General features: G+C 72.3%; 24 protein-coding genes. 18 read left to right on the forward strand and 6 right to left on the reverse strand.

What is annotated here, in order from left to right; all coding sequences use genetic code 11:
- Positions 1 to 53: 53 nt before the first annotated feature.
- The gene (locus EDF53_RS18205; protein ID WP_123294861.1) at positions 54 to 1,904 is read right to left on the reverse strand and encodes a gamma-glutamyltransferase family protein; all 1,851 of its coding nucleotides are present in this window, start codon (positions 1,902 to 1,904) and stop codon (positions 54 to 56) included.
- A gap of 29 nt (positions 1,905 to 1,933) precedes the next feature.
- Positions 1,934 to 2,752, reverse strand: a complete 819-nt coding sequence (locus tag EDF53_RS18210) for a sulfite exporter TauE/SafE family protein (RefSeq protein ID WP_123294862.1) — start codon at positions 2,750 to 2,752, stop codon at positions 1,934 to 1,936.
- A 76-nt stretch (positions 2,753 to 2,828) separates the two neighbouring features.
- On the opposite strand from EDF53_RS18210, the gene EDF53_RS18215 reads away from it, so the two are divergent.
- The 7 genes from EDF53_RS18215 (at position 2,829) to EDF53_RS18245 (ending at position 8,804) form a co-directional block, all read left to right on the forward strand.
- Complete coding sequence (locus tag EDF53_RS18215) at positions 2,829 to 3,584, forward strand: helix-turn-helix domain-containing protein (protein ID WP_123294863.1); 756 nt, start codon at positions 2,829 to 2,831, stop codon at positions 3,582 to 3,584.
- Between the two features lie 77 nt (positions 3,585 to 3,661).
- A complete protein-coding gene (locus EDF53_RS18220; protein WP_123294864.1) occupies positions 3,662 to 4,069 on the forward strand; it encodes a helix-turn-helix transcriptional regulator in 408 nt (135 codons plus the stop codon).
- Positions 4,066 to 4,542, forward strand: a complete 477-nt coding sequence (locus EDF53_RS18225; RefSeq protein ID WP_123294865.1) for an SRPBCC domain-containing protein — start codon at positions 4,066 to 4,068, stop codon at positions 4,540 to 4,542. The genes EDF53_RS18220 and EDF53_RS18225 overlap by 4 nt, the downstream gene beginning before the upstream one ends.
- A 123-nt stretch (positions 4,543 to 4,665) precedes the next feature.
- Positions 4,666 to 5,862, forward strand: a complete 1,197-nt coding sequence (locus EDF53_RS19790; protein WP_123294866.1) for a peptidoglycan DD-metalloendopeptidase family protein — start codon at positions 4,666 to 4,668, stop codon at positions 5,860 to 5,862.
- A gap of 116 nt (positions 5,863 to 5,978) precedes the next feature.
- Positions 5,979 to 6,617, forward strand: a complete 639-nt coding sequence (locus tag EDF53_RS18235; RefSeq protein ID WP_185021107.1) for a DNA alkylation repair protein — start codon at positions 5,979 to 5,981, stop codon at positions 6,615 to 6,617.
- Between the two features lie 69 nt (positions 6,618 to 6,686).
- Positions 6,687 to 8,219 (forward strand): MFS transporter, encoded by a 1,533-nt coding sequence (locus EDF53_RS18240; RefSeq protein ID WP_221181237.1) that lies wholly within the window; start codon positions 6,687 to 6,689, stop codon positions 8,217 to 8,219.
- A gap of 27 nt (positions 8,220 to 8,246) precedes the next feature.
- Entirely contained in the window at positions 8,247 to 8,804 is a 558-nt protein-coding gene (locus tag EDF53_RS18245; RefSeq protein WP_123294868.1) for a TetR/AcrR family transcriptional regulator, read from the forward strand.
- Between the two features lie 76 nt (positions 8,805 to 8,880).
- Here the strand turns inward: EDF53_RS18245 and EDF53_RS18250 are convergent, their stop codons facing one another.
- On the reverse strand, positions 8,881 to 9,249 hold the full coding sequence (locus EDF53_RS18250; RefSeq protein ID WP_123294869.1) for a nuclear transport factor 2 family protein: 369 nt from the start codon (positions 9,247 to 9,249) through the stop codon (positions 8,881 to 8,883).
- Between the two features lie 22 nt (positions 9,250 to 9,271).
- Here EDF53_RS18250 and EDF53_RS18255 point away from each other — a divergent pair, with 22 nt between their 5' ends.
- From EDF53_RS18255 to EDF53_RS18280, 7 genes are all read left to right on the forward strand, one after another.
- Complete coding sequence (locus EDF53_RS18255) at positions 9,272 to 10,159, forward strand: aminoglycoside phosphotransferase family protein (RefSeq protein ID WP_123294870.1); 888 nt, start codon at positions 9,272 to 9,274, stop codon at positions 10,157 to 10,159.
- Positions 10,160 to 10,283: 124 nt separating this feature from the next.
- A complete protein-coding gene (locus EDF53_RS18260) occupies positions 10,284 to 11,477 on the forward strand; it encodes a zinc-dependent alcohol dehydrogenase (protein WP_123294871.1) in 1,194 nt (397 codons plus the stop codon).
- A complete protein-coding gene (locus EDF53_RS18265) occupies positions 11,477 to 12,562 on the forward strand; it encodes an NAD-dependent epimerase/dehydratase family protein (protein ID WP_123294872.1) in 1,086 nt (361 codons plus the stop codon). Before EDF53_RS18260 ends, EDF53_RS18265 begins: the two co-directional genes overlap by 1 nt.
- Positions 12,563 to 12,730: 168 nt before the next feature.
- Positions 12,731 to 13,084 (forward strand): SHOCT domain-containing protein, encoded by a 354-nt coding sequence (locus EDF53_RS18270; RefSeq protein WP_123294873.1) that lies wholly within the window; start codon positions 12,731 to 12,733, stop codon positions 13,082 to 13,084.
- Positions 13,081 to 13,335, forward strand: coding sequence for a c-type cytochrome biogenesis protein CcmI (gene ccmI / locus EDF53_RS18275; RefSeq protein WP_123294874.1), 255 nt, complete (start codon positions 13,081 to 13,083; stop codon positions 13,333 to 13,335). The genes EDF53_RS18270 and ccmI overlap by 4 nt, the downstream gene beginning before the upstream one ends.
- Positions 13,336 to 13,344: 9 nt before the next feature.
- Positions 13,345 to 13,764: a DUF6314 family protein gene (locus EDF53_RS19490; RefSeq protein ID WP_185021108.1), complete on the forward strand. Its 420-nt coding sequence runs from the start codon at positions 13,345 to 13,347 to the stop codon at positions 13,762 to 13,764.
- 4 nt (positions 13,765 to 13,768) lie between these two features.
- Positions 13,769 to 14,434, forward strand: a complete 666-nt coding sequence (locus EDF53_RS18280; protein ID WP_123937311.1) for a pentapeptide repeat-containing protein — start codon at positions 13,769 to 13,771, stop codon at positions 14,432 to 14,434.
- 83 nt (positions 14,435 to 14,517) lie between these two features.
- Here the strand turns inward: EDF53_RS18280 and EDF53_RS18285 are convergent, their stop codons facing one another.
- Positions 14,518 to 15,504: an NAD(P)/FAD-dependent oxidoreductase gene (locus EDF53_RS18285; protein ID WP_123294876.1), complete on the reverse strand. Its 987-nt coding sequence runs from the start codon at positions 15,502 to 15,504 to the stop codon at positions 14,518 to 14,520.
- A 67-nt stretch (positions 15,505 to 15,571) separates the two neighbouring features.
- On the opposite strand from EDF53_RS18285, the gene EDF53_RS18290 reads away from it, so the two are divergent.
- Positions 15,572 to 16,180: a helix-turn-helix domain-containing protein gene (locus EDF53_RS18290; RefSeq protein ID WP_123294877.1), complete on the forward strand. Its 609-nt coding sequence runs from the start codon at positions 15,572 to 15,574 to the stop codon at positions 16,178 to 16,180.
- A gap of 26 nt (positions 16,181 to 16,206) precedes the next feature.
- On the opposite strand, the gene EDF53_RS18295 is transcribed toward EDF53_RS18290, so the two are convergent.
- Together EDF53_RS18295 and EDF53_RS18300 are read right to left on the reverse strand one after the other, a co-directional pair.
- The gene (locus EDF53_RS18295; RefSeq protein ID WP_123294878.1) at positions 16,207 to 16,899 is read right to left on the reverse strand and encodes a hypothetical protein; all 693 of its coding nucleotides are present in this window, start codon (positions 16,897 to 16,899) and stop codon (positions 16,207 to 16,209) included.
- Positions 16,900 to 16,994: 95 nt separating this feature from the next.
- Complete coding sequence (locus EDF53_RS18300) at positions 16,995 to 17,750, reverse strand: glycosyltransferase family 2 protein (RefSeq protein ID WP_123294879.1); 756 nt, start codon at positions 17,748 to 17,750, stop codon at positions 16,995 to 16,997.
- A 52-nt stretch (positions 17,751 to 17,802) separates the two neighbouring features.
- On the opposite strand from EDF53_RS18300, the gene EDF53_RS18305 reads away from it, so the two are divergent.
- Genes EDF53_RS18305 through EDF53_RS18315 form a run of 3 tightly spaced genes read left to right on the forward strand, consistent with a single transcriptional unit; the run spans position 17,803 to position 19,672 of the window.
- Positions 17,803 to 18,228 (forward strand): MarR family winged helix-turn-helix transcriptional regulator, encoded by a 426-nt coding sequence (locus EDF53_RS18305; RefSeq protein WP_123294880.1) that lies wholly within the window; start codon positions 17,803 to 17,805, stop codon positions 18,226 to 18,228.
- Positions 18,229 to 18,285: 57 nt separating this feature from the next.
- Positions 18,286 to 18,927, forward strand: a complete 642-nt coding sequence (locus EDF53_RS18310) for an MBL fold metallo-hydrolase (protein WP_123294881.1) — start codon at positions 18,286 to 18,288, stop codon at positions 18,925 to 18,927.
- A gap of 55 nt (positions 18,928 to 18,982) precedes the next feature.
- The gene (locus tag EDF53_RS18315; RefSeq protein ID WP_123294882.1) at positions 18,983 to 19,672 is read left to right on the forward strand and encodes an HAD family hydrolase; all 690 of its coding nucleotides are present in this window, start codon (positions 18,983 to 18,985) and stop codon (positions 19,670 to 19,672) included.
- Positions 19,673 to 19,697: the final 25 nt, after the last annotated feature.

Genomic DNA, 19,697 nt, shown 5'->3' on the forward strand with positions numbered 1-19,697 from the left:
TACGCCCGATCCCGCTTTCCAGCGCGGGTGTTATGGGAAGGAACGACCCCGGGTCAGCGGCCTGCGGCGTAGCCCTGGGCACCGCGTGGGTTCGCGGCGGCGCCGAGCACGCCAGTCGCCGGGTCCCGCGTCACGCACGTCAGCCGTCCGAGGCTCCAGCCGCCGGCGCGGGTGACGACGTGACCGCGTGCCTCGAGTTCCGCGATGACGTCGTCGCCGAGCCGGTCCTCGACCACGAGCCCCGCCGGCTCCCACGTGCGCGGCCAGAACGACCCCGGGAACGACGTCGTGTGCAACGCCGGGGCGTCGATCGCCTGCTGCGGGGTGTACCCGCCGACGATCCACCGCAGCAGGAACAGCAGCTGCCACTGGTCCTGCTGGTCGCCGCCGGGTGAACCGACCGCGGCCACGGGGACGCCGTCACGCAGCACCAGGGTCGGCGTCAGGGTCGTTCGCGGGCGCTCGCCGGGGCGGAGCGTCGACGCCGTGCCCGGTTCGAGCCAGGTCATCTGCAGCCGGGTGCCCAGGCAGAACCCGAGCTCCGGGATCGTCGGCGACGACTGCAGCCAGCCGCCGGACGGCGTCGCGCTGACGATGTTGCCCCAGCGGTCCACGACGTCGATGTGGCAGGTGTCGCCCCGGGTCTCGCCGTCCGGGGCCACGAACGGCTCGCCGCGGTCCTCGACCGGAGCGACCGGAGCGACCTGCACCGTGGGTTCGCCGAGACCAGCGCCGTCGCCAGCGGAGTACGACGTCCGGGCCGGCGGCATCGCCCGCTCGGTGCCCGCGATCGTGCCCGGTCGCAGCTCGGCCGAGGCCCGCTCGCCGATCAGCGCACGCCGCTCGTCCGTGTACGCGTCGGAGAGCAGCACGTCGAGCGGGACGTCGCCGTCGCCGTAGAACGCCTCGCGGTCGGCCATGGCGAGCTTCTGCGCCTCGACGATGGTGTGTGCGCCGACCGACGTCGAAGGGTCGAGCAGTGCGTCGTCGAGCGGTTCGAGCAGCCGCAGGGTCTGCAGGAGTGCCGGACCCTGGCCCCACGGCCCGGTCTTCGCGATCGTGCAGCCGCGGAACTCCGCCGTCGCCGCGGGCTCGTACGACGCCCGGAACGCCGCCAGGTCCGACGCTCGGACGACCCCGGCGTGGTCGGTGCCCGACGCGTGTCGGTGCGGCTCCCGCACGAAGCGGTCGATGGCCTCGGCGACGAAGCCCTCGGCCCACTCGCTCCGCGCGGCGTCGATGCGGGCGGTCCGGCTGCCGGAGCCGTCACCGGCGTCGAGGAGCCGGTCGAGCACTGCGGCCAGCGCCTCGTTGCGCACCATGTCCCCGGGGACCGGCACCGTGCCTCCTGGCAGCCACTGCGTGGCGGACGTGGGCCAGTGGTCACGGAACAAGCCCTGCACGGCGGTGATCGTCCGGACCACCCCGGCTGCGACCGGGTGGCCGTCACGGGCGTACGCGATCGCCGGCGCGAGGACGTCTGCGAGCTCCCACGTGCCGTGGTCGCGGAGCAGCAGCAGCCACGCGTCGACGGCACCCGGGACGGTGGCGGCGAGCGCGCCGGAGCCGGGGACGAGGTCGAGGCCCTCGGCGCGGTAGTGCTCGGGCGTCGCACCGGCCGGTGCCGGACCCTGGCCGACGAGCACGACCGGGGTCGGGTCCGACGCGGTCGCGAACACCGCCGTCAGGTCGCCGCCCGGGCCGTTCAGGTGCGGCTCGACCACGTGCAGGACGAACGCCCCCGCGACGGCTGCGTCGAAGGCGTTGCCGCCGCGTTCGAGCACCGACTGCGCGGTGGCGGTCGCGATCCAGTGCGTGGCGGCCGCCATGCCGAACGTGCCCTGCAGGTCCGGGCGCGAGGTCTGCGTGGCGGGCGGGACGAAGGCGGGGTTCGGCGTCGGCATGCACCCATCCTCTCCCCGGGGCTCGCCGCTCAGCCCAGGGCCACGACGATCCCCGCTGCGACGAGCAGTGCGACGTAGCCCCAGGCGTGCGCGACCTCGGGCAGGTGCGGCGGGCGGCGTCGGAGCAGCACGATGACCGGCATCGCGCCGACCAGCAGGGCCACGGCTGCCCGGACGTCGACGGCGCCGACGAGTCCGGCGGCGTGCGGGACGACCGCCGGCAGCAGCATGGTCACGGCGGCGGCAGGCAGCGTGATCGCCAGCGTGAGGGGGTTCGCCAGGGTGGTCGCCGCCGTCATGGTGGCACCGGACCGGCGCAGCATCGGGACCGTCATCACGCTGCCGCCGACCCCGAGGAACGCCGCGACCGCACCGATCGGGAGGCCCGTGGCGGTCGGCACGCCGGTACGGGTCGGTCCGTGGTCGCGTCCACCGCCGCGGGTCGCGACCGCGCGGTCCGTCGCCGAGCTGCGCAGGAAGCCCGGGCGCAGCAGCAGGTCGGCGACCGTGACCCCGAGGTAGGCGACGAAGCCCCAGCGCAGGAGCGCGTCCGGGGCCCCTCGTGCGGCGAGCACCCCGACCGCGCCGCCGACCCCGAGCAGGACGAACAGCGGCGAACGGCCCCGGAGTGGTGCGAGTGCGCCGCGCCGGGCCGAGACGGTGGCCACGGCGGCGTTCACCAGCATCACGAGGGCCGAGGTCGCCGTGGCCACCCGGACGGCGTCGCCACCGAGGGCTGCGTCGGCGACGGTGATGATCGGCACGGTGACGAACCCACCCCCGAACCCGAACAGGACGGTGGTGACCCCGACCAGGACCCCGATGACCACGAGCACGATGAACGACATGCCTCCATCCCAGCGGGGATCACCACGGCGGACGATCGGGTGTGCGGCAGGTTCCTTCGAGACCTAGCCTCGACGTGTGCGCAACGTCCCGGTCTCCGAGTTCGACCACCAGCCGTTCGACGCCCTGCCGATCGGCACCGACTACCCGCCGGACCACCTGCTCGCCCGGCACGAGCACCGACGGGCGCAGCTGCTCTGCGGTGCGAGTGGCGTGATGCTCGTCGAGACCGACGACGGCTCGTGGACCGTGCCGACCGACCGGGCCGTGCTCATCCCGCCCGGGGTGCCCCACGAGGTCCGGATGCTCGACGTCAGCACCTGGAGCCTGTACGTCGAGCCGGACGCCGTGCCCTGGTGGCCGACACGGTGCACCGTCGTCGAGGTCGGGCCCCTGCTGCGCGAGGTGCTGCGCGCCGCCAACGCGCTCGACGTGCCGTACGACGACGGCGGCCGGGACGGCACCCTCGTCCGGCTCGCCCTGCACGAGCTGCAGCGCGTCGCACCGATCCCGCTGAGCGTCTCGCTGCCGCCACGGGGTGTCCTGCGCGACCTGTGTCGGGCGTACCTGGCCGAGCCCGACGTCCACGTGACGAACGCCGACTGGGCGCGTGCGGCAGCCGTCTCGGAACGCACCCTCGACCGCCACTTCCGTGCGGCCACGGGAGTGGGCCCCGCGAGCTGGCGGGTGCGTGCGCGACTGTTGGCGAGCCTCCCGGCCCTGCGACGCGGCACCGTGACGGAGGTGGCGGGCCGACTCGGCTACGCGACCCCCGCGGCGTTCACCGCCGCCTTCTCGAATGCGTTCGGGGCCCCGCCGTCCCGGTTCCGGTGAGGTCTTGCGCTCTTCCTGGAGTGGGCGCATACTGAACGCAACGGTTAATTAACCGTCTGGTTCACCGAGAGGCGACGATGGAACCCGACCACACCGACGTCGTCCTGTCGGCGCTCGCCGACCCGATCCGACGGCGCATCGTCGAACGGCTCGGCAAGGGTGAGTCGACCGTCTCCGAGTTGTCGGAGCCGTTCGACGTCAGCGCCCCGGCGATCTCGCGGCACCTCGGCGTGCTCGAACGCGCCGGCCTCATCACGCGCGAGCGGCACGGCACGTGGCGCACGTGCCGTCTCCGGCCCGAGGCCGTCGACGAGCTCGGCGCCTGGCTGGGCCGGTTGCGTCCCGACTGGGACCGCCGGTTCGACCGACTGGAGGCCCTGCTCGCCGCCCAGCGCACGCCCGCCCCGGTGGGCAGCCCGTCCACCGCCCCACCCGCCAGTTTCGCCAGTTCCGCCTTCACCGTCGATCCGCAGGAGCAGTCATGACCGAACAGTTCACCGCCCACGCCACCCACCGCTTCGCCCACCCCGTCGCCGACGTCTACCGAGCGTTCGTCGACCCGGCGCTGCTCGCGCTCTGGTTCGGCCCCCTCGGCTTCCACGTCCCCGTCGCCACCGTTGAGGTCGACGCACGGGTCGGTGGCGCCTGGAACCTCACGATGGTCAGCAACGACAACGCCGACTGGTCGTCGCCCGTCACCTCGACCCTCGAGCAGATCGAGGAGAACCGGATCATCGTCGGCACCTCGACCGCGCACGACATCCCGGGGGTCGAGGACGGCACCGCGCTGTCCCTGACGCTCGAATTCGCCGAGGACGGCGACGGCACGATCGTCACCCTGACGCAGGGACCCTTCCCCGAGTTCATGCGCGACATGAACATCGCCGGCTGGACGCAGTCGTTCCACAAGCTCGAAGCACTGCTGGCGACACCGAAGGAGTTCTTCCAGCAGCCGTAGCCGCACCCCCCTGTCAAGGGGTTGTGCGCCCCGCGCAGAAAAGCGAACATCGTTCGGTGACTCGTACAGGGCGAGCGCCGAACGACCGCGCAGGGGCGTGGTCGGTTCCGAGTCAGGGGATCCATGACCACCACTCCGTCGACCGTCGCACGTGCGCGCCGACTCCCACGCTTCGCCGGCGCGCTCACGGTGCTGGCCCTGGCCGCCGGTGGCCTCGTCGCGACCGCTGAACCCGCCGCAGCATCGGCGGTGTGGGTCGGATCGGCACCCGCCGGCACCAAGATCAACCCCGGCGACCAGGTGACGTCGCCGAACGGCCAGTTCAAGCTCATCATGCAGGGCGACGGCAACCTGGTCGAGTACGGCATCGGGAACCGCGTGCTGTGGGCCTCGAACACCGCCGGTTCCCCCGGTGCGATCGCGGTCGTCGGCAAGAACCGTGCCCTCGACATCACCAAGAACGGCAAGCGTCTGGCCCGCTGGGCCTCCGCCGGCACCGTGAACTCGACGGCGCTGAAGATCCGCGCCGACGGCACCATGGCGCTGCTCGCCGGCAAGTCCGTCGTCGTGAACTGGACCACCTACCAGGATCGGGTCGCCTCGGGGAACACGCTCCTCGGCGGCACCGTGCTGCGCTCCGACACCACGAACACGCGCATCCTCAACATGCGCACCGACGGCAACCTGGTGCAGAAGGTCAGCGGCCGAGTCGTCTGGCAGTCGCGCACCGGCGGGCACCCCGGCGCCTGGGCCGAACTGCAGTCCAAGGGCAACTTCGTCATCTGGACCCGTGACGCATCGCGCAAGAAGGTCGCGCTCTGGACCTCGCGCACCGGCACGGCCGGCTCCGGCAACCTGCTCGTGCAGGTCGACGGCAACGTTGTGCTCTACGGGGCCAAGGACACCCGCGTCTGGTCGAGCCGACCCGTCACCGGACTGGCCTGGCCCGTCAACGGGACGAAGATCACCGGCAAGTACGGCGACGACCGTGGCGCCGGACACGTCCCGCGCTACCACCAGGGCACCGACGCGCCCGTGCCTGTCGGCACCCCGGTGTACGGCTCCGGCACCGGCGAGGTGACCAAGACCGTGGCGAACGACGCCTCGTACGGCAACTACATCGTCGTGACCTACGGCATGACCGCGGTGCTCACCGCCCACCTCAGCAAGATCGAGGTGAAGAACGGCCAGATCGTGAAGCTCGGTACCGAGATCGCGAAGTCCGGCAACACCGGGCAGTCGACCGGCCCGCACGTGCACGTCGAGACGCGGCGCAACGGCACGCTCGTCGACCCGGTGAAGAACATGCACTTCCGCTGATCCGGGGGCGCTGGCGGCGTACCGCTTCGTGAGCAGAAATGGTCGGGTCGCCTTCGGGCACCCGACCATTTCTGCTCACGAAGTGCGGGCGGGGCCGCGCGGATACCCTTGACCGGATGACATCGCGCGGCGGGACCGGGGCCGACGCGGAGGCCGTGCTCGTCGCCTTCGCGCGCACCAGCGGGGACGTGGCGGCAGCGCGCCGAGTCGCACGGCGGTTCGAAGGCCTCGACGACGGCGAGCGCTCGGCGTTGCTCTGGAGCGACGACGACGGCGCGAAGCTCATCGCCGTGCTGCTGCTGGTGCAGGCGATGCGCGAGCACCCCGATCCGGAGCTGACCGACGAGTACCTGTCGGCAGCGAAGGCCGAGCGCTTCGACGACCCGGCGCTGGTCGACCTGGCAGCCGAGGAGCTCGTCGGTGCGCCGCTCGTGGGTGGCTCGACGGGGCCGCTGTTCGCGCTCGTGAAGTCCGACGTGGCGATGGTGCGCCGGATCGCGGTCGTGGCGACGCTGGCCTTCGCGAAGCAGGGCGACGCCGAGGTGCCACTCGGGATCGCGGGACGCCTGGTGCGGGAGCGGAGCGACACCGTGCAGTCGGCGCTGGGGTGGGTCCTGCGCGAGACGGGCAAGCGCGCGTCGGAGCCGGCGCTCGTGGCGTTCCTCGAGAAGAGCGGACGGTTCCTGGCGCCTGCGGCGCGCCACACGGCGACCGAGCACCTGCCGCCGGCGGATCGCGACCGCCTGCGGGGTTGAGGACGAACGACGCTGACAACCAACTGTGCAGTCGGCTCTACCGACCATGTGGTCGGTTAGGGTCTCCGGGTGACCGAAACCACCCCGAGCACCAGCACCGCCCCGATCCACCGCGCCTCCGTCCGTGAATGGGCGTCCCTCGGCGTCCTCACCCTGGCCGTGGTGCTGCTCGCGATCGACGGCACCGTGCTGGCCCTCGCCGTCCCGTCGCTGACCGCGGACCTCGACCCGACCGCGACGCAGGTGCTCTGGATCGGCGACGTGTACTCGTTCGCGCTCGCGGGGCTGCTCGTCACGATGGGCAACGTCGCCGACCGGATCGGCCGGAAGCGCCTGCTGCTCATCGGCGCGGTCGCGTTCGGCCTGGCCTCGGCTGCCGCGGCGTTCGCGCAGACGCCCGAACTCCTCATCGCCGCGCGGGCACTGCTCGGCATCGCCGGAGCGACCCTGATGCCGTCGACCCTGTCGCTGGTGCGCACGATCTTCCGCGACGCCCGGCAGCGCACCACCGCGATCGCCGTGTGGTCGGCGGGTGCGACGGGTGGTGCCGCCGCCGGTCCGCTCGTCGGCGGTGCGCTGCTCGAGCACTTCTGGTGGGGCTCGGTCTTCCTCATCAACATCCCGGTCATCGTCGTGATCGTCATCGCCGGAGCGATCCTGCTGCCCGAGTCGAAGGGCGGCTCGCGCACCCCGATCGACCTGCTCTCCGCCGTCCTCTCGGTCCTGGCGATCGTGCCGCTCGTGTACGCCGTGAAGCACGTCGCCGGGCACGGGTTCGACTGGACGGTGCCCCTGACGGCGCTCCTCGGCATCGGCGCCGGCTGGTGGTTCGTCCGCCGCCAGAAGCGCCTCACGACGCCGCTCATCGACCTGCAGCTGTTCCGGATCCCGGCGTTCTCGGGCGCCGTCGTCGCGAACTCGCTGTCGGTCTTCGCGCTGAGCGGCCTGCTGTTCTTCTTCTCGCAGTACCTGCAGCTGGTCCGCGGGTTCACGCCGCTGCTCGCCGGAGCGGCCGAGCTGCCGGCGACCCTGGCCTCGATCGCGGTGATCGCGATCATCGGGCTGCTGTCCCGGCGGGTCGGACCCGGCCGGTCGATCGGCCTCGGCCTGGCGGTCGCCGCCGTGGGCATGGCCGGCCTCGCATTCGCCGAGGGGCTGCCGACGTACTGGGGGATCGCGATCGCCCTCGCCGTGGTCGGCCTGGGCGTCGGGGTCTCGATGACCCTGGCCACCGACGCAGTCGTCGCCGCGGCACCGCGGGAGCGTGCCGGTGCGGCCTCGGCCATCTCCGAGACCGGCTACGAACTGGGCGTCGCGCTCGGCATCGCGGTGCTCGGCTCGCTGCAGACCGCGTTCTACCGGTCGAACCTCGACGTCACGAGCGGCGCGGTCAGCGGCGGCGTCGGCGACCAGATCCGTGAGTCCCTGGCGTCGGCGTCACAGGTCCTGCAGGACGGCGACCCGATCCTCGAACACGCGCGGCACGCCTTCACCGGTGGCATGCAGCTCGCGTCGATCTGCGCGGCCGTGGCGCTCGCCGTCGCAGCCGCGGTCGCACTCCGGGTGATCCCGAACCGGCAGGATGGACCGCATGAGCACTGAAGGTCGTCATGAGCGCTGAGGGTCGTCATGAGCACTGACGGCACCCGCGATCGTGAGCGCACTCGCCAGGCGGTCCTCGAGGCCGCCGAGCGGCTGCTCGCCGAGCGCGGCACCCGGGTGAGCGTCGCCGAGATCGCGGCGGACGCCGGCGTCTCCAAGAGCGGCCTGCTCCACCACTTCCCGTCGAAGGACGAGCTGCTCCTCGCCGTCGCCGCGCACGGTCTCGCGACGTTCAAGGACGAGGTGCTCCGGCACGTCGACCTGGCCGAGAACCGCCCCGGCAAGGTCCTCCGCGCCTACGTGCGGACCCTGTGCGGCGGCAGCCAACGCGCCATGGAGGTCTTCTCGCCGACGGCGCACTGGACCGGTCTGATGGCGGTGCCGGGGGTCGAGGCGGTCGTCGCCGCGGACGCCGAGGACTGGCGCGCGGTGTTCGCGCGCGACGGCCTGCCCGAGGACCGCACGTTGGTCGTCCGGCACGCGGCCGAGGGGCTCGCAGCAGCTGTCGCCATGCCGCCGTACCTGGACGCACGCGAGCTGGCGGTCACCCGTGACGCGCTGCTCGCCCTGGCAGAACCCGCCTGACGACCCCTGCAAGGAGGCCCGGTGCCGGCCCGCCCCGCCGGTCACCAGGGCAGGCGGCCGGCCCGACCCCCGTGGTTCAGTCGGTGTCGCCCGGCTCGGCGAAGAAGGTCGTCAGGGTGACCACGACACCGTCGCGGACCTCGATCACGTCGATGCCGCGCACCGCCGGGGCGCCGACCGGGCCGAAGCCCCACGCCAGGGCCCCGTGCGTCGCGGACACGTAGCGGCGGCCCTCCTCGACGAACTGGAACGCGCCGGGCATCCGGTCGAGCAGCTCGGCGGCCTTCTGGTCGAGGGCATCCCAGCCGACGGCGGTGCCCTCCGGATCGGTGAAGGCGACGGCGGGGGAGTACGTCCGCTCGATCGCGGCTCGGCGGGAAGTGGCGTCTCGGTTCCCGAAGACGTCGTGGAGGTTCGCGGTCAGCAGCTCGGACACGGTGGCCATGCCCGGAGCCTAACCTGGGGCCATGCACACCGAAGTGCCCCGGATCGACGCCGCACTCGTGGAACGACTCGTCGCGACGCAGTTCCCCGAGTGGAGCGGCCTGCCCGTGCGCGAGGTCGACCACCAGGGCTGGGACAACCGCACGTACCGACTCGGCGACGTGCTGTCCGTCCGGCTGCCGAGTGCCGCCGGCTACGTGCCCGGGGTCGAGAAGGAGCAGGATGTCCTGCCGTACCTGGCACGGCGGTTGGACGTCGCGGTCCCCGAGCCGGTCGGCCTCGGCGAACCGGGCGAGGGGTACCCGTTCCCGTGGTCGGTCCGGCGGTGGCTCGACGGGACGGTGGCCGCGCGTGCGGTCGACCTCGACCACGAGCGCTTCGCCGCTGACGTCGGCACGGTGCTCCGGCAGCTCCGGAGCCTCCCCGCCACCGGGGGCCCGACCGCCGGCATGCACTCGTTCCACCGTGGCGAGCACCCCTCGGTGTACGGCGCCGAGGTCGTCGCGGCGCTCGACACCCTGGGCGCGCAGGTCGACCGTGCCACGTGCGAACGCATCTGGGACGACGCGGTCGCCTCGACCTGGGACCGTCCGGGGGTCTGGTTCCACGGGGACGTGGCGCCGGGCAACCTGCTCGTGGACGACGTGGGACGCCTCGCCGCCCTGATCGACTTCGGCACGTGCGGGGTCGGCGACCCGGCCTGCGACCTCGTGCTCGCGTGGACGTTCCTCGAGCCGGCGGCGCGCCCGGTGTTCCACGAGGCCGTGGGGCTCGACGCCGACGCGTGGGCGCGGGCGCGCGGCTGGGCGCTGTGGAAGGCGCTCATCATGCTCGCGGGCAGTGCCGGTCCGGGCGACCGCGTGGAGCACGAGCGCGTGCTCGCCACGGTGCTCGCGGATCCGGTCGTCTGACCGGGCGGCGGAGCCCCGAACCCAGGCGGGGCTGTGAACGCACCACGGGGCGGGCGCGTACCGAAGAGCGGGAAGCGAGCCGCGCCTCCCGGCCGGCCCGAAGCGACCACGAGAGGAACGCGACGTGCGCGCACTGACCTGGCAGGGCACCGAGAAGGTGTCCGTCGAGACCGTCCCCGACCCGACCATCCAGGAACCGACCGACGCGATCGTGCGGATCACGTCCACGGCGATCTGCGGCTCCGACCTGCACCTGTACCGGGTCCTCGGCCCGTACATCGACAAGGGCGACGTCCTCGGCCACGAACCCATGGGCGTCGTGGAGGCGGTCGGCAGCGCCGTCACGAACCTCAAGGTCGGCGACCGGGTCGTCGTCCCCTTCAACATCTCGTGCGGCCACTGCTGGATGTGCAAGAACGGCCTGCAGTCGCAGTGCGAGACCACCCAGGTCACCGAGTACGGCTCGGGAGCGGCGCTCTTCGGCTACACGAAGATGTACGGCCAGGTCCCCGGCGGCCAGGCCGAGTACCTCCGGGTCCCGCACGCGGACTACGGGCCCATCGTGATCCCGGACGACGGCACGCCCGACGACCGGTGGCTGTTCCTCAGCGACATCCTGCCCACCGCGTGGCAGGCCGTGCAGTACGCGAACGTGCCCGAGGGCGGCACGCTCGCCGTACTCGGACTCGGCCCCGTCGGCCAGTTCGCCGCCCGCATCGGCAAGCACCTGGGCTACCGCGTGCTCGCCGTCGACCCCGAACAGGTCCGCCGCGACCTGGGGGCGAAGCACGGTGCCGAGGTGTTCGACCTGACCAAGGACACCGTGCCGGAGCTCGTCGACCTGACCGACGGCCGCGGCCCCGACGGAGTCGTCGACGCCGTCGGCATGGAGGCGCACGGCAACCCCGTCGCCGGCTTCGCGCAGCGTGCGGCCGGGCTGCTCCCCGACGCCCTGGCGCAGAAGGCGATCGAGGTCGCCGGCATCGACCGGCTCGCAGCCGTGCACGCCGCGATCGACCTGGTCCGTCGCGGCGGCACCGTGTCCCTGAGCGGCGTCTACGGCGGCATGGCCGACCCGATGCCGATGATGACGCTCTTCGACAAGCAGATCACCATCCGCGAGGGCCAGTGCAACGTGAAGCACTGGATCGACGACATCATGCCGCTCGTGCAGGACCCGTCGGACCCGCTCGGCACGCTCGACCTGACCACGCACCGGGTGTCGCTCGAGGACGCCCCGCACATGTACGAGGTGTTCCAGAAGAAGCAGGACGGCTGCGTCAAGGTCGTGCTCGACCCCGCCCTGGCCGCCGCCTGATGCGGATCGTCGTCGTCGGCGGGACCGGCAACGTCGGGACGGCGGTGCTCCGTCGGCTCGCGGAGGCGCGGGTCGCCGCGCGGGCGGACGGGGCTTCGCCCGGTGCCTCCGACAGCGACGGGCGCGGCGGCAGCGTCGAGATCGTCGGCGTCGCGCGGCGGCTGCCGGACGTGCACGCGGAGCCGTACGGTTCCGCCGTCTGGCACGCCGTCGACATCGGCGCGTCCGACGCGGTCGGCCAGCTCACCGCGGTCTTCACCGGCGCCGACGCCGTGATCCACCTGGCGTGGGCGCTGCAGCCGACGCACGACATCCCGCTGCAGTACCGGACGAACGTCACCGGCACCGCGAACGTTCTGTCGGCCGTGGCGCGAGCAGGGGTGCCACAGGTCGTCGTCGCGTCGTCGGTCGGGACCTACCGAGGCGTCGACGCCGCGGGCAAGCGGACCCCGGTCGACGAGAGCTGGCCGACCGACGGCATCCCCACCGCGACGTACTCGATCCACAAGGCCGCGAACGAAGCGGCGATGGATGCGTTCGAGGCAGACCATCCGTCCGTGGTCGTCACGCGGCTGCGCCCGGGGCTGATCTTCCAGCGGGACGCCGCCGCCGAGATCCGCGGGCTGTTCCTCGGACGCCTCGTGCCGATGTCGATCGTGCGGTGGATCCGGTGGCTCGTGCTGCCCCTGCCGTACCCGTTCGTGTTCCAGGCGGTGCACGCCGACGACGTCGCGGACGCCTACTGGCGGACCGTCGACCAGCGGGCCGGCGGAGCGTTCAACATCGCTGCGTCGCCCGTGCTCAACCCGCCGCGGTTGGCCCGGGCATTCGGCATGCTCGGTGCCGTCCGGATCCCGCTCGGACTGCTGCGCTGGATCGTGACGCTGACGTGGCGGCTGCGGTTGCAGCCGACGGATGCCGGCTGGATCGACATCGCGGCCGGCGTGCCGATCATGCGGACCGACCGTGCCCGGTCGGTGCTCGGATGGGAGGCCCGGCACACCTCCGAAGACGCGTTGCGTGCGCTCGTGGCCGGGTTCGCGGACGGTGCGCACGTGGCCGCGTCGGATCCGCTGCGGGGGTAGCTGGGCTGGGCGGGTGCTGCCGGGGCGTTGCGGGTGCTTTCGGGCGTACCTGGTCGGAAGTTTCGACCAGGTACGCCCGATTCCGCTTCCCATCGCGGGTGTTCTGGGAAGGAACGGGCGCTCGGGTCGCGCTACGCTTCGCTCGTCGTTGTGAGAAGGGGGAGCGCGATGGTGCTCAGTTGGTCGGCGTTCGGTGAACTCGAGGGACCGGGCGGCTCGGGGATGCCCGACCTGTTCGGCGGTTGGTTCGGCATCGCGTTCGGGGTCGTCGCAGCCCTGACGATCCTCACCACCCTGACGATCGTCGTCCTGACGCTCTACCGGGGCAAGCGGATGGCCGACCGCGGTCAGAACCCGCTCACCATGCAGGAGGACATCGCGTACCAGGCGATGCAGAGCCGGACGCTCGCGCCCGAGAAGCCGCTCGAACAGCGGCTCGCCGAACTCGACGACCTGCACGCCCGCGGTGTGATCTCCGACGAGGAGCACCGGGCGGCGCGAGCCGAGGCCCTGCGCGGATGATCGCCTCCGAGGAGCTGCACAACCCGCTCATCCCGCCGCTGTACGACATCGTGTGGAGCGTGGCGATGGGGCTCATCGTGGTAGCCGTCGTCGTCACCGTGTGGATCGCGGTCGTCCGGAGCCGTCGCTCGAACGGTGCGCCCCGAACGCTCCGCGAGCAGCGGTTGGCGGAACTCGACGACCTGCACGCTCGCGGTGTGATCTCCGACGAGGAGCACCGGGCGGCGCGAGCCGAGGCCCTGCGCGGTTAGCCTGGGGCGGTGCTGCTGCCGACGGACCTGCTGGGGGAGTGGGTGCTCCGCCGGACCCTGGACGACCGGCGTGCCGGCGTGCAGGGCGTCGTCACCGGCACCTCGACGCTGACCGCGGTCGGCACGGACGAGGTGCGCTGGGACGAAGCGGGCGTGATGACCTTCGACGGCCGGACCACCCCGGTGTCCCGGACACTGACCGTCCGGCGCGACGATGACCACGCGTGGACCGTGCACTTCGCTGACGGCCGGGTGTTCCACGACTGGGTGTGGGGAGCGAGCGTCGCCCACGCCTGTGCACCGGACGACTACACCGGGGCACTGGACGGCGACGAGCAGCGGTGGACCGTGCGCTGGGAAGCCCGGGGCCCGGCGAAGGACTACCGGCTCGACAGCGTGCTGGAGCGTCACCGGCACGCGCCAGACTGAGTCCATGGCACGTTCCTCCGGCACCGAAGCCCCGCGCATCACCCTGACCGAGCCCGTCGACCTGCAGGACTGGGTCCCCGGACCCGGCGACGTCCTGACCGGCGACCGCATCGAGGGGAAGCGCATCGGCGTGCTCGACCTGGCCGGTGAGCGGCTGCCCGATCTCGAGATCGAGGAGTGCGTCATCGACACGCTCCGGGGCGACGGCGCCGACTTCCGTGGTCTGCGGGTGCACGACTCGATCATCGACACGCTCGACGCCCCCGTGCTGCGGGCGTCGAGCAGTTCGTGGCGCGAGGTCCGGGTGTCCGGCGGTCGCATCGGCTCGGGTGAGCTGTACGACTCCGGGTTGAACGGCGTCGAGTTCGTCGGGATGAAGTTCGGGTTCGTGAACTTGCGCGGGTCGACGCTCACCGACGTGGTGTTCCGCGACTGCGTCATCGACGAGCTCGACATCGCGGACGCCAAGCTGCTGCGGGTGTCGTTCGAGGGCAGCAGCATCCGCGACGCCGAGGGCTCCAACACCCGGATCGACCACGTGGACCTGCGGGGTGCTGACCTCGACCGGGTCGAGCGCCTCGAGGGGTTCCGCGGTGCGACGATCGGCGCCGACCAGCTGTACACGCTCGCCCCGCTGCTGGCGGCGCAGGCGGGCTACCGCGTCGACTGACGGCTGCCCCGAGTCTCGGGCCGTCTGCCCCGAGTCTCGGGGTGGACGACACTCCTCGCTGCTCCGAGCGCGAGGACTGTCGCTCAGGCCGAGACTCGCCCGGAGCCCGCCGCGGCGGCCAGCGCTGCCGCGAGGTCGGCCTGCACCAGGTCGCCGTGGGCCGCAGCCCCGGCCTGGACCCCGGCGGCAGCGGACGCGATGACCGTCGCCATCGGGGCCGCCACGTTGCCGGCCGCGTACACACCGCGCACCGAGGTCTGCCCGGCCGGGTCGACCGTCAGCGCGCTCGCGTACCGGAAGTCACCCATGAACTGGTCGGTGGCGACCAGGCCGAGCCCGGACAGGAAGTCCACGCGCGCTTCAGCGGTGCTCGCCGCGGCCAGGGCGTCGAGTTCGACGACCTCGCCGGAGCCGAGCGTGACCCCGGTCAGCGTGCCCTCCGACGAGCGGACCTGCGTGACCGTGTCGTCCACGACCTCGATCCCGCGGGCCCGCAAACCGGCCAGGGCGGTGTCGTCGACGAGTGCCGGATCGGTGACGAACGCCGTCACGTGCTCGCTCAACGCCCGGAACATCAGCGCGTGGTGCACGCCGTTCGGTGTCGTCACGAGCACGCCGATGCGCTGGTCGCGGATCTCCCACCCGTGGCAGAACGGGCAGTGCACGACCCCGCGCCCCCACTGCTCGGCCAGGCCGGGCACCTGCGGCAGGACGTCCACGGCGCCGGAGGCGACGACGAGCCTGCGGGCGGTGACGACCGTGCCGGAGTCCAGCGTGACCGAGAAGCCGACCGGGTCGGTGCCGTCACCCGTCGTGGCGGACGCGGCCACGATCCTCCCGGCCGTCACCTCGATTCCGTAGGCGGCGACCTCGTCGCGACCGATCGCGGACAGCTCGGCGGGGGCGATGCCCTCGCGCCCGAGGTAGTTGTGGGCGCCGGCCGACGGCGCGTTGCGGGGCTCGCCCGCGTCGACGACGAGGACGGAGCGGCGGGAACGCCCGAGGACGAGGGCGGCGGAGAGGCCGGCGGCTGCTCCGCCGATGACGATGACGTCGTAGTGATCACGCATGCAAGGAGCATGCGGCCGATCGGTCGCGGACAGCAAGGAACCTTGCTGATGTGGCAAACTGGGCAGCATGTCCCACGGCCTGCAGGAACCAGTCGCCCCCCGCACGACCGCCCAGGTCGTCGACGGGGTGGGGCCGCGGTTGCGCGCGCTCCGCGCCCACCGGGACGTCACGCTCGCCGCCCTGTCGGAGGAGACCGGGGTGTCGGTGAGCACGCTCTCGCGGCTCGAGTCGGGGCAGCGCAAGCCGACGCTCGAGCTGTTGCTCCCACTGGCGCGGGCGTACCAGGTGCCGCTCGACGACCTGGTCGGAGCACCGCAGACCGGCGACCCCCGGGTGCACATGAAGCCCGAGGTGCACGGCGGCCGGGTCGTCGTGCCGTTGACGAAGCGCACCGGCGGCGTGCGGTCGTTCAAGCAGCTGTTCCCACCGAACACACCGGGCGGCGAACCGTCGCTCAAGACGCACGAGGGGTACGAGTGGCTCTACGTCCTGTCCGGCCGCCTGCGCCTGGTGCTCGGCGAACACGACCTCGACCTCGGGCCGGGTGAGGTCGCCGAGTTCGACACCCACACCCCGCACTGGATGGGCAACGTCACCGACTCGGTGACCGAGGTGATGTGCCTGTACGGGCCCCAGGGGGAGCGAGCGCACGTGCGGTCGCGACCGACGCGCTGACCCGCGGGCCCGCTGGCCCGCTCGGTCTACGACGTGAAGACGTGGTCCATGACGTCGTCGAGGAGCCCCGAGGTCTCGATGTTCGACTGCTGGATGTGGATGCCGATGTCACCACGCGTGAAGTAGGTGTCCCCGTCGGTGACGGGGTACTGCTCGTTCTTCGACACCTTCTGGCACTGGTAGCCCTCCGCCTCGTTGCCGCAGTCGTAACCGTCGTCCGGCAGCTTCTGCAGCGCTGCGCTCGCGGTTGCCGAGTCCACGACGTCGACCGCGATCGACAGGTAGGAGATGTCGGCCTGCGGTTCCCGCCACACGCAGTACAGACGCTTGCCGTCGGCCTGCAGGACGGGGGTGAAGGCACTCTTCGGGATCGCGATCGGGTCGCCGACGACCGAGGGGTCGTTCAGCGGAGTGGAGGCGAACGCGTCGTCCCACTTGCCGGGGGTGATGAGATCGGTGCAGCTCGCCGGCACCGTGCCGCCGTCGTAGTCGACCCCGGGGACCTGCGTGATCGTCGATGTCGGCTCCGGAGTGCTGCTCGTGCTGGCGCTCGGTGTGCCGGTGCTCGCTGTGCCGGTGCTCTCCGCCGTCGTCGCGGACGGCGTGCCCGGCCCCGCTGGTGCGCTCTGGGCGCAGCCTGACAGGGCGAGTCCGATCGCCAGTGCCGCCGTCAGCGTCGCCGTGATCCCGGATGTCGTCGTGCGCGCTGATCGCCGCATCGTTCCCCCTCGTTCGTCGTGCGGACGTGCCCGCACACCCGAACGTAGGCGGACGTGCTGACGGCGTCCGCAAGCGTCACCGTTCCGTGACCCCGTCAGCGGGTTCGCCATCCGCGGCGTACCCGCAGCCCCACGCGCACGCGCCGCGCCCACCGACGCACCGGGTTCGCCCGCCGGCCGTTCACGCGGAACGTGTGGAAGGCGCGTCGCGTCCGCAACAGTGCGGACGGGAGGCCCGACAACGGTCGCGCGGACACCTGCACCGTGAGCACGGGGTCGGCCACCACCCGCCAGGCCGGGTCGAGCTGCATGCTCAGGTCGACGTCGTCGTGCACCTCGGAGTCCTCGCGGTGCGCTCGGCTGCGGACCGCGTCCCAGGTCCACCACCGCATCGCCATCGCGGAACCGAACAGCGGTGGGCGGCCGAGCGCGGCCCACATGAGCGCGAAGTACGGCCGCATGTAGACGGCGTCCCACAGTCGGCCGATCAGCGGTCCGCCGTCGTGCGGACACCCGGGTCCGGTCACCGCGACGACCGACGGATCGGCCAACAGCCGCACCGCGTCGGCGATCCACCCCGGCGGCGGGACGGAGTCGGCGTCGAGCCGGACGAGGACGTCCCCGGAGGCCCGGTCGTAGCCGCGCGCCGAGGCCCGGGCGATGCCACGGATGCGTTCGGTGAGCACGATCGCCCCCGCTGCCTGGGCGACCTCGGCACTGTCGTCCCGGCTGCCGTTGTCGACCACGACGACCTCGTCGGCGAGCAGCGTCTGGCCTGCGAGGGCGTCGAGGCAGCGTCGCAGGTGCGCAGCGTCGTCGCGCACGGGGATGACGACGGAGACGCGGACCATCCTCCGATCCAACCGGAGGTCCGCTGTGCGGCCACGCGGTAGCGTTCCGGGCATGGACCGGACCGACGAACTCGCCGTGGAGCTCCGGCACGCGATCGGTCGCGTCGTGCGCGCTGCGAGACGGGAGGCGGACTCGCTGCCGACCGCCCACGCGACGACCCTCGGGTTCCTCGAGCGCGAGGGTCCGATGCCGATCGCCGAGCTGGCACGTCGCCGGGCGGTGAAGCACCAGGGGCAGTCGCGCACGGTGGGGGAGCTCGCCGACCTCGGGTACGTCGAGCGGACGGCGTCGGACACCGACCGCCGCGTGTCGGTCATCCGCATCTCCGACACCGGCAGCGAGGTCCTCCGCCGGGACATGACGGCGCGGGCCGACTGGTTGGCGACGGCGATCCGCGAGGAACTCGACGACGAGGAACGCGCGGCCCTCGAACGCCTGCCCGGCATCTTCGAACGGTTGGCCCGGCGCGCCGACTGAGTGCTCCCTCACCCGGATCGGCCACCAGAAGTACAACACAGTTGTAGTGTTGTCGGCATGGAGCTGACGAAGTACAACCACGCCACCGTCGTCCTCGAGCAGGACGGCACCACCCTCGTCATCGACCCGGGTACCTTCACGCCCGAGGCTGCTGATCTTGCCGGCGCTGCCGCCGCAGTCCTCATCACCCACGAGCACGCCGACCACTTCGACGTCGACGCCGTCCGTGCCGGGCTCGACGCGAACCCGTCGCTCGTGGTCCGCGGGCCGGCGGCGATCGTCGAGCAGCTGGGTGACCACGACGGCCGCGTCGCTGCGGTCCGTGCCGGTGACGCGTTCGAGGTCGGGCCGTTCTCCGTGCAGGTCTTCGGCGAGGAGCACGCCGTCATCCACCGCGACATCCCGACGATCGCGAACGTCGGCTACCTGGTCAACGGTGCCGTCTTCCACCCGGGCGACGCCTACCTCGTGCCGGGGGTCCCGGTCGGCACGCTGCTCATCCCCACGAGCGGCCCGTGGGCGCACACCGCCGCCGCCGTCGACTACGTCCGCGAGGTCGCGCCGCAGCGCGCGATCCAGATCCACGAGCTCCTGCTGAGCGATGCGGGACAGCAGATGAACGTCCGCATGCTCGGGACCGACGGTCTCGGCGGCGTGCCGACCACGATCCTCCAGGCGGGTGAGCACGTCACCGTCTGACGGACGCGACCGTGCTCCTGGGAGGCGATCCGCGCCTCCCGGGCAGCATGGAGGGATGTCCGACGCTCCCTCGACCGCAGTCCTCTTCGACATCGACGGCACGCTCGTCGACTCGAACTACGCCCACATCGATGCCTGGTGGCGCGCTGCCCGCGCAGCGGGCGAGTCCGTCGACGCTTGGCGGATCCACCGCGCGATCGGCATGGACTCCGCGAAGCTGCTCGAGACGCTGCTGCCGGACGCGTCCGACGAGACGCGCGACACCGTGAAGCAGTTCAACACCGCCTACTTCGCCGAGCACATGCCGCAGCTTCGGCTGCTGCCGGGCGCCCGTGACCTGCTCCGTGCGGTCGCCGAGGCCGGGCACGCCGTCGTCCTGGCGACGAGTGCGCCGGAGCACGAACTGACGCGGCTGCGCGAACTGCTCGACGCCGAGGAGTGGCTCACCGCGGTGACGAGCTCCGAGGACGTCGAACAGGCGAAGCCGGACCCCGGGATCATCCAGGTGGCACTCGACCGGGCCGGTGTGCGTGCGGACGCTGCCGTGATGGTCGGCGACGCGATGTGGGACGTCGAATCGGCCGGACGCGTCGGCGTGACCTGCGTCGCGGTGATGACCGGCGGCATCGGCGGCGACGAACTCCGCGGAGTCGGCGCCGCCGAGGTCCACGACGACGCCGCTGCCGTGCTCGCCGCGCTGCGGTCCGGGGACGGCGCGATCGCCGCGCTGGGCGGGCGCGCGTGAGCATGCACCGCTGCCGACATCCGTG

The organism is Curtobacterium sp. PhB78 (genome assembly GCF_003751685.1).
Classification (GTDB): Bacteria; Actinomycetota; Actinomycetes; order Actinomycetales; family Microbacteriaceae; genus Curtobacterium.

Excerpts from the sequence above, each read along its gene's own strand:
- EDF53_RS18205 (WP_123294861.1), bottom strand. The coding sequence starts at position 1,904 with ATGCCGACGCCGAACCCCGCCTTCGTCCCGCCCGCCACGCAGACCTCG.
- EDF53_RS18210 (WP_123294862.1), bottom strand. The coding sequence starts at position 2,752 with ATGTCGTTCATCGTGCTCGTGGTCATCGGGGTCCTGGTCGGGGTCACC.
- EDF53_RS18220 (WP_123294864.1), top strand. The coding sequence starts at position 3,662 with ATGGAACCCGACCACACCGACGTCGTCCTGTCGGCGCTCGCCGACCCG.
- EDF53_RS18225 (WP_123294865.1), top strand. The coding sequence starts at position 4,066 with ATGACCGAACAGTTCACCGCCCACGCCACCCACCGCTTCGCCCACCCC.
- EDF53_RS19790 (WP_123294866.1), top strand. The coding sequence starts at position 4,666 with ATGACCACCACTCCGTCGACCGTCGCACGTGCGCGCCGACTCCCACGC.
- EDF53_RS18235 (WP_185021107.1), top strand. The coding sequence starts at position 5,979 with ATGACATCGCGCGGCGGGACCGGGGCCGACGCGGAGGCCGTGCTCGTC.
- EDF53_RS18245 (WP_123294868.1), top strand. The coding sequence starts at position 8,247 with ATGAGCACTGACGGCACCCGCGATCGTGAGCGCACTCGCCAGGCGGTC.
- EDF53_RS18250 (WP_123294869.1), bottom strand. The coding sequence starts at position 9,249 with ATGGCCACCGTGTCCGAGCTGCTGACCGCGAACCTCCACGACGTCTTC.
- EDF53_RS18255 (WP_123294870.1), top strand. The coding sequence starts at position 9,272 with ATGCACACCGAAGTGCCCCGGATCGACGCCGCACTCGTGGAACGACTC.
- EDF53_RS18265 (WP_123294872.1), top strand. The coding sequence starts at position 11,477 with ATGCGGATCGTCGTCGTCGGCGGGACCGGCAACGTCGGGACGGCGGTG.
- EDF53_RS18270 (WP_123294873.1), top strand. The coding sequence starts at position 12,731 with ATGGTGCTCAGTTGGTCGGCGTTCGGTGAACTCGAGGGACCGGGCGGC.
- ccmI (WP_123294874.1), top strand. The coding sequence starts at position 13,081 with ATGATCGCCTCCGAGGAGCTGCACAACCCGCTCATCCCGCCGCTGTAC.
- EDF53_RS18280 (WP_123937311.1), top strand. The coding sequence starts at position 13,769 with ATGGCACGTTCCTCCGGCACCGAAGCCCCGCGCATCACCCTGACCGAG.
- EDF53_RS18285 (WP_123294876.1), bottom strand. The coding sequence starts at position 15,504 with ATGCGTGATCACTACGACGTCATCGTCATCGGCGGAGCAGCCGCCGGC.
- EDF53_RS18290 (WP_123294877.1), top strand. The coding sequence starts at position 15,572 with ATGTCCCACGGCCTGCAGGAACCAGTCGCCCCCCGCACGACCGCCCAG.
- EDF53_RS18295 (WP_123294878.1), bottom strand. The coding sequence starts at position 16,899 with ATGCGGCGATCAGCGCGCACGACGACATCCGGGATCACGGCGACGCTG.
- EDF53_RS18300 (WP_123294879.1), bottom strand. The coding sequence starts at position 17,750 with ATGGTCCGCGTCTCCGTCGTCATCCCCGTGCGCGACGACGCTGCGCAC.
- EDF53_RS18305 (WP_123294880.1), top strand. The coding sequence starts at position 17,803 with ATGGACCGGACCGACGAACTCGCCGTGGAGCTCCGGCACGCGATCGGT.
- EDF53_RS18310 (WP_123294881.1), top strand. The coding sequence starts at position 18,286 with ATGGAGCTGACGAAGTACAACCACGCCACCGTCGTCCTCGAGCAGGAC.
- EDF53_RS18315 (WP_123294882.1), top strand. The coding sequence starts at position 18,983 with ATGTCCGACGCTCCCTCGACCGCAGTCCTCTTCGACATCGACGGCACG.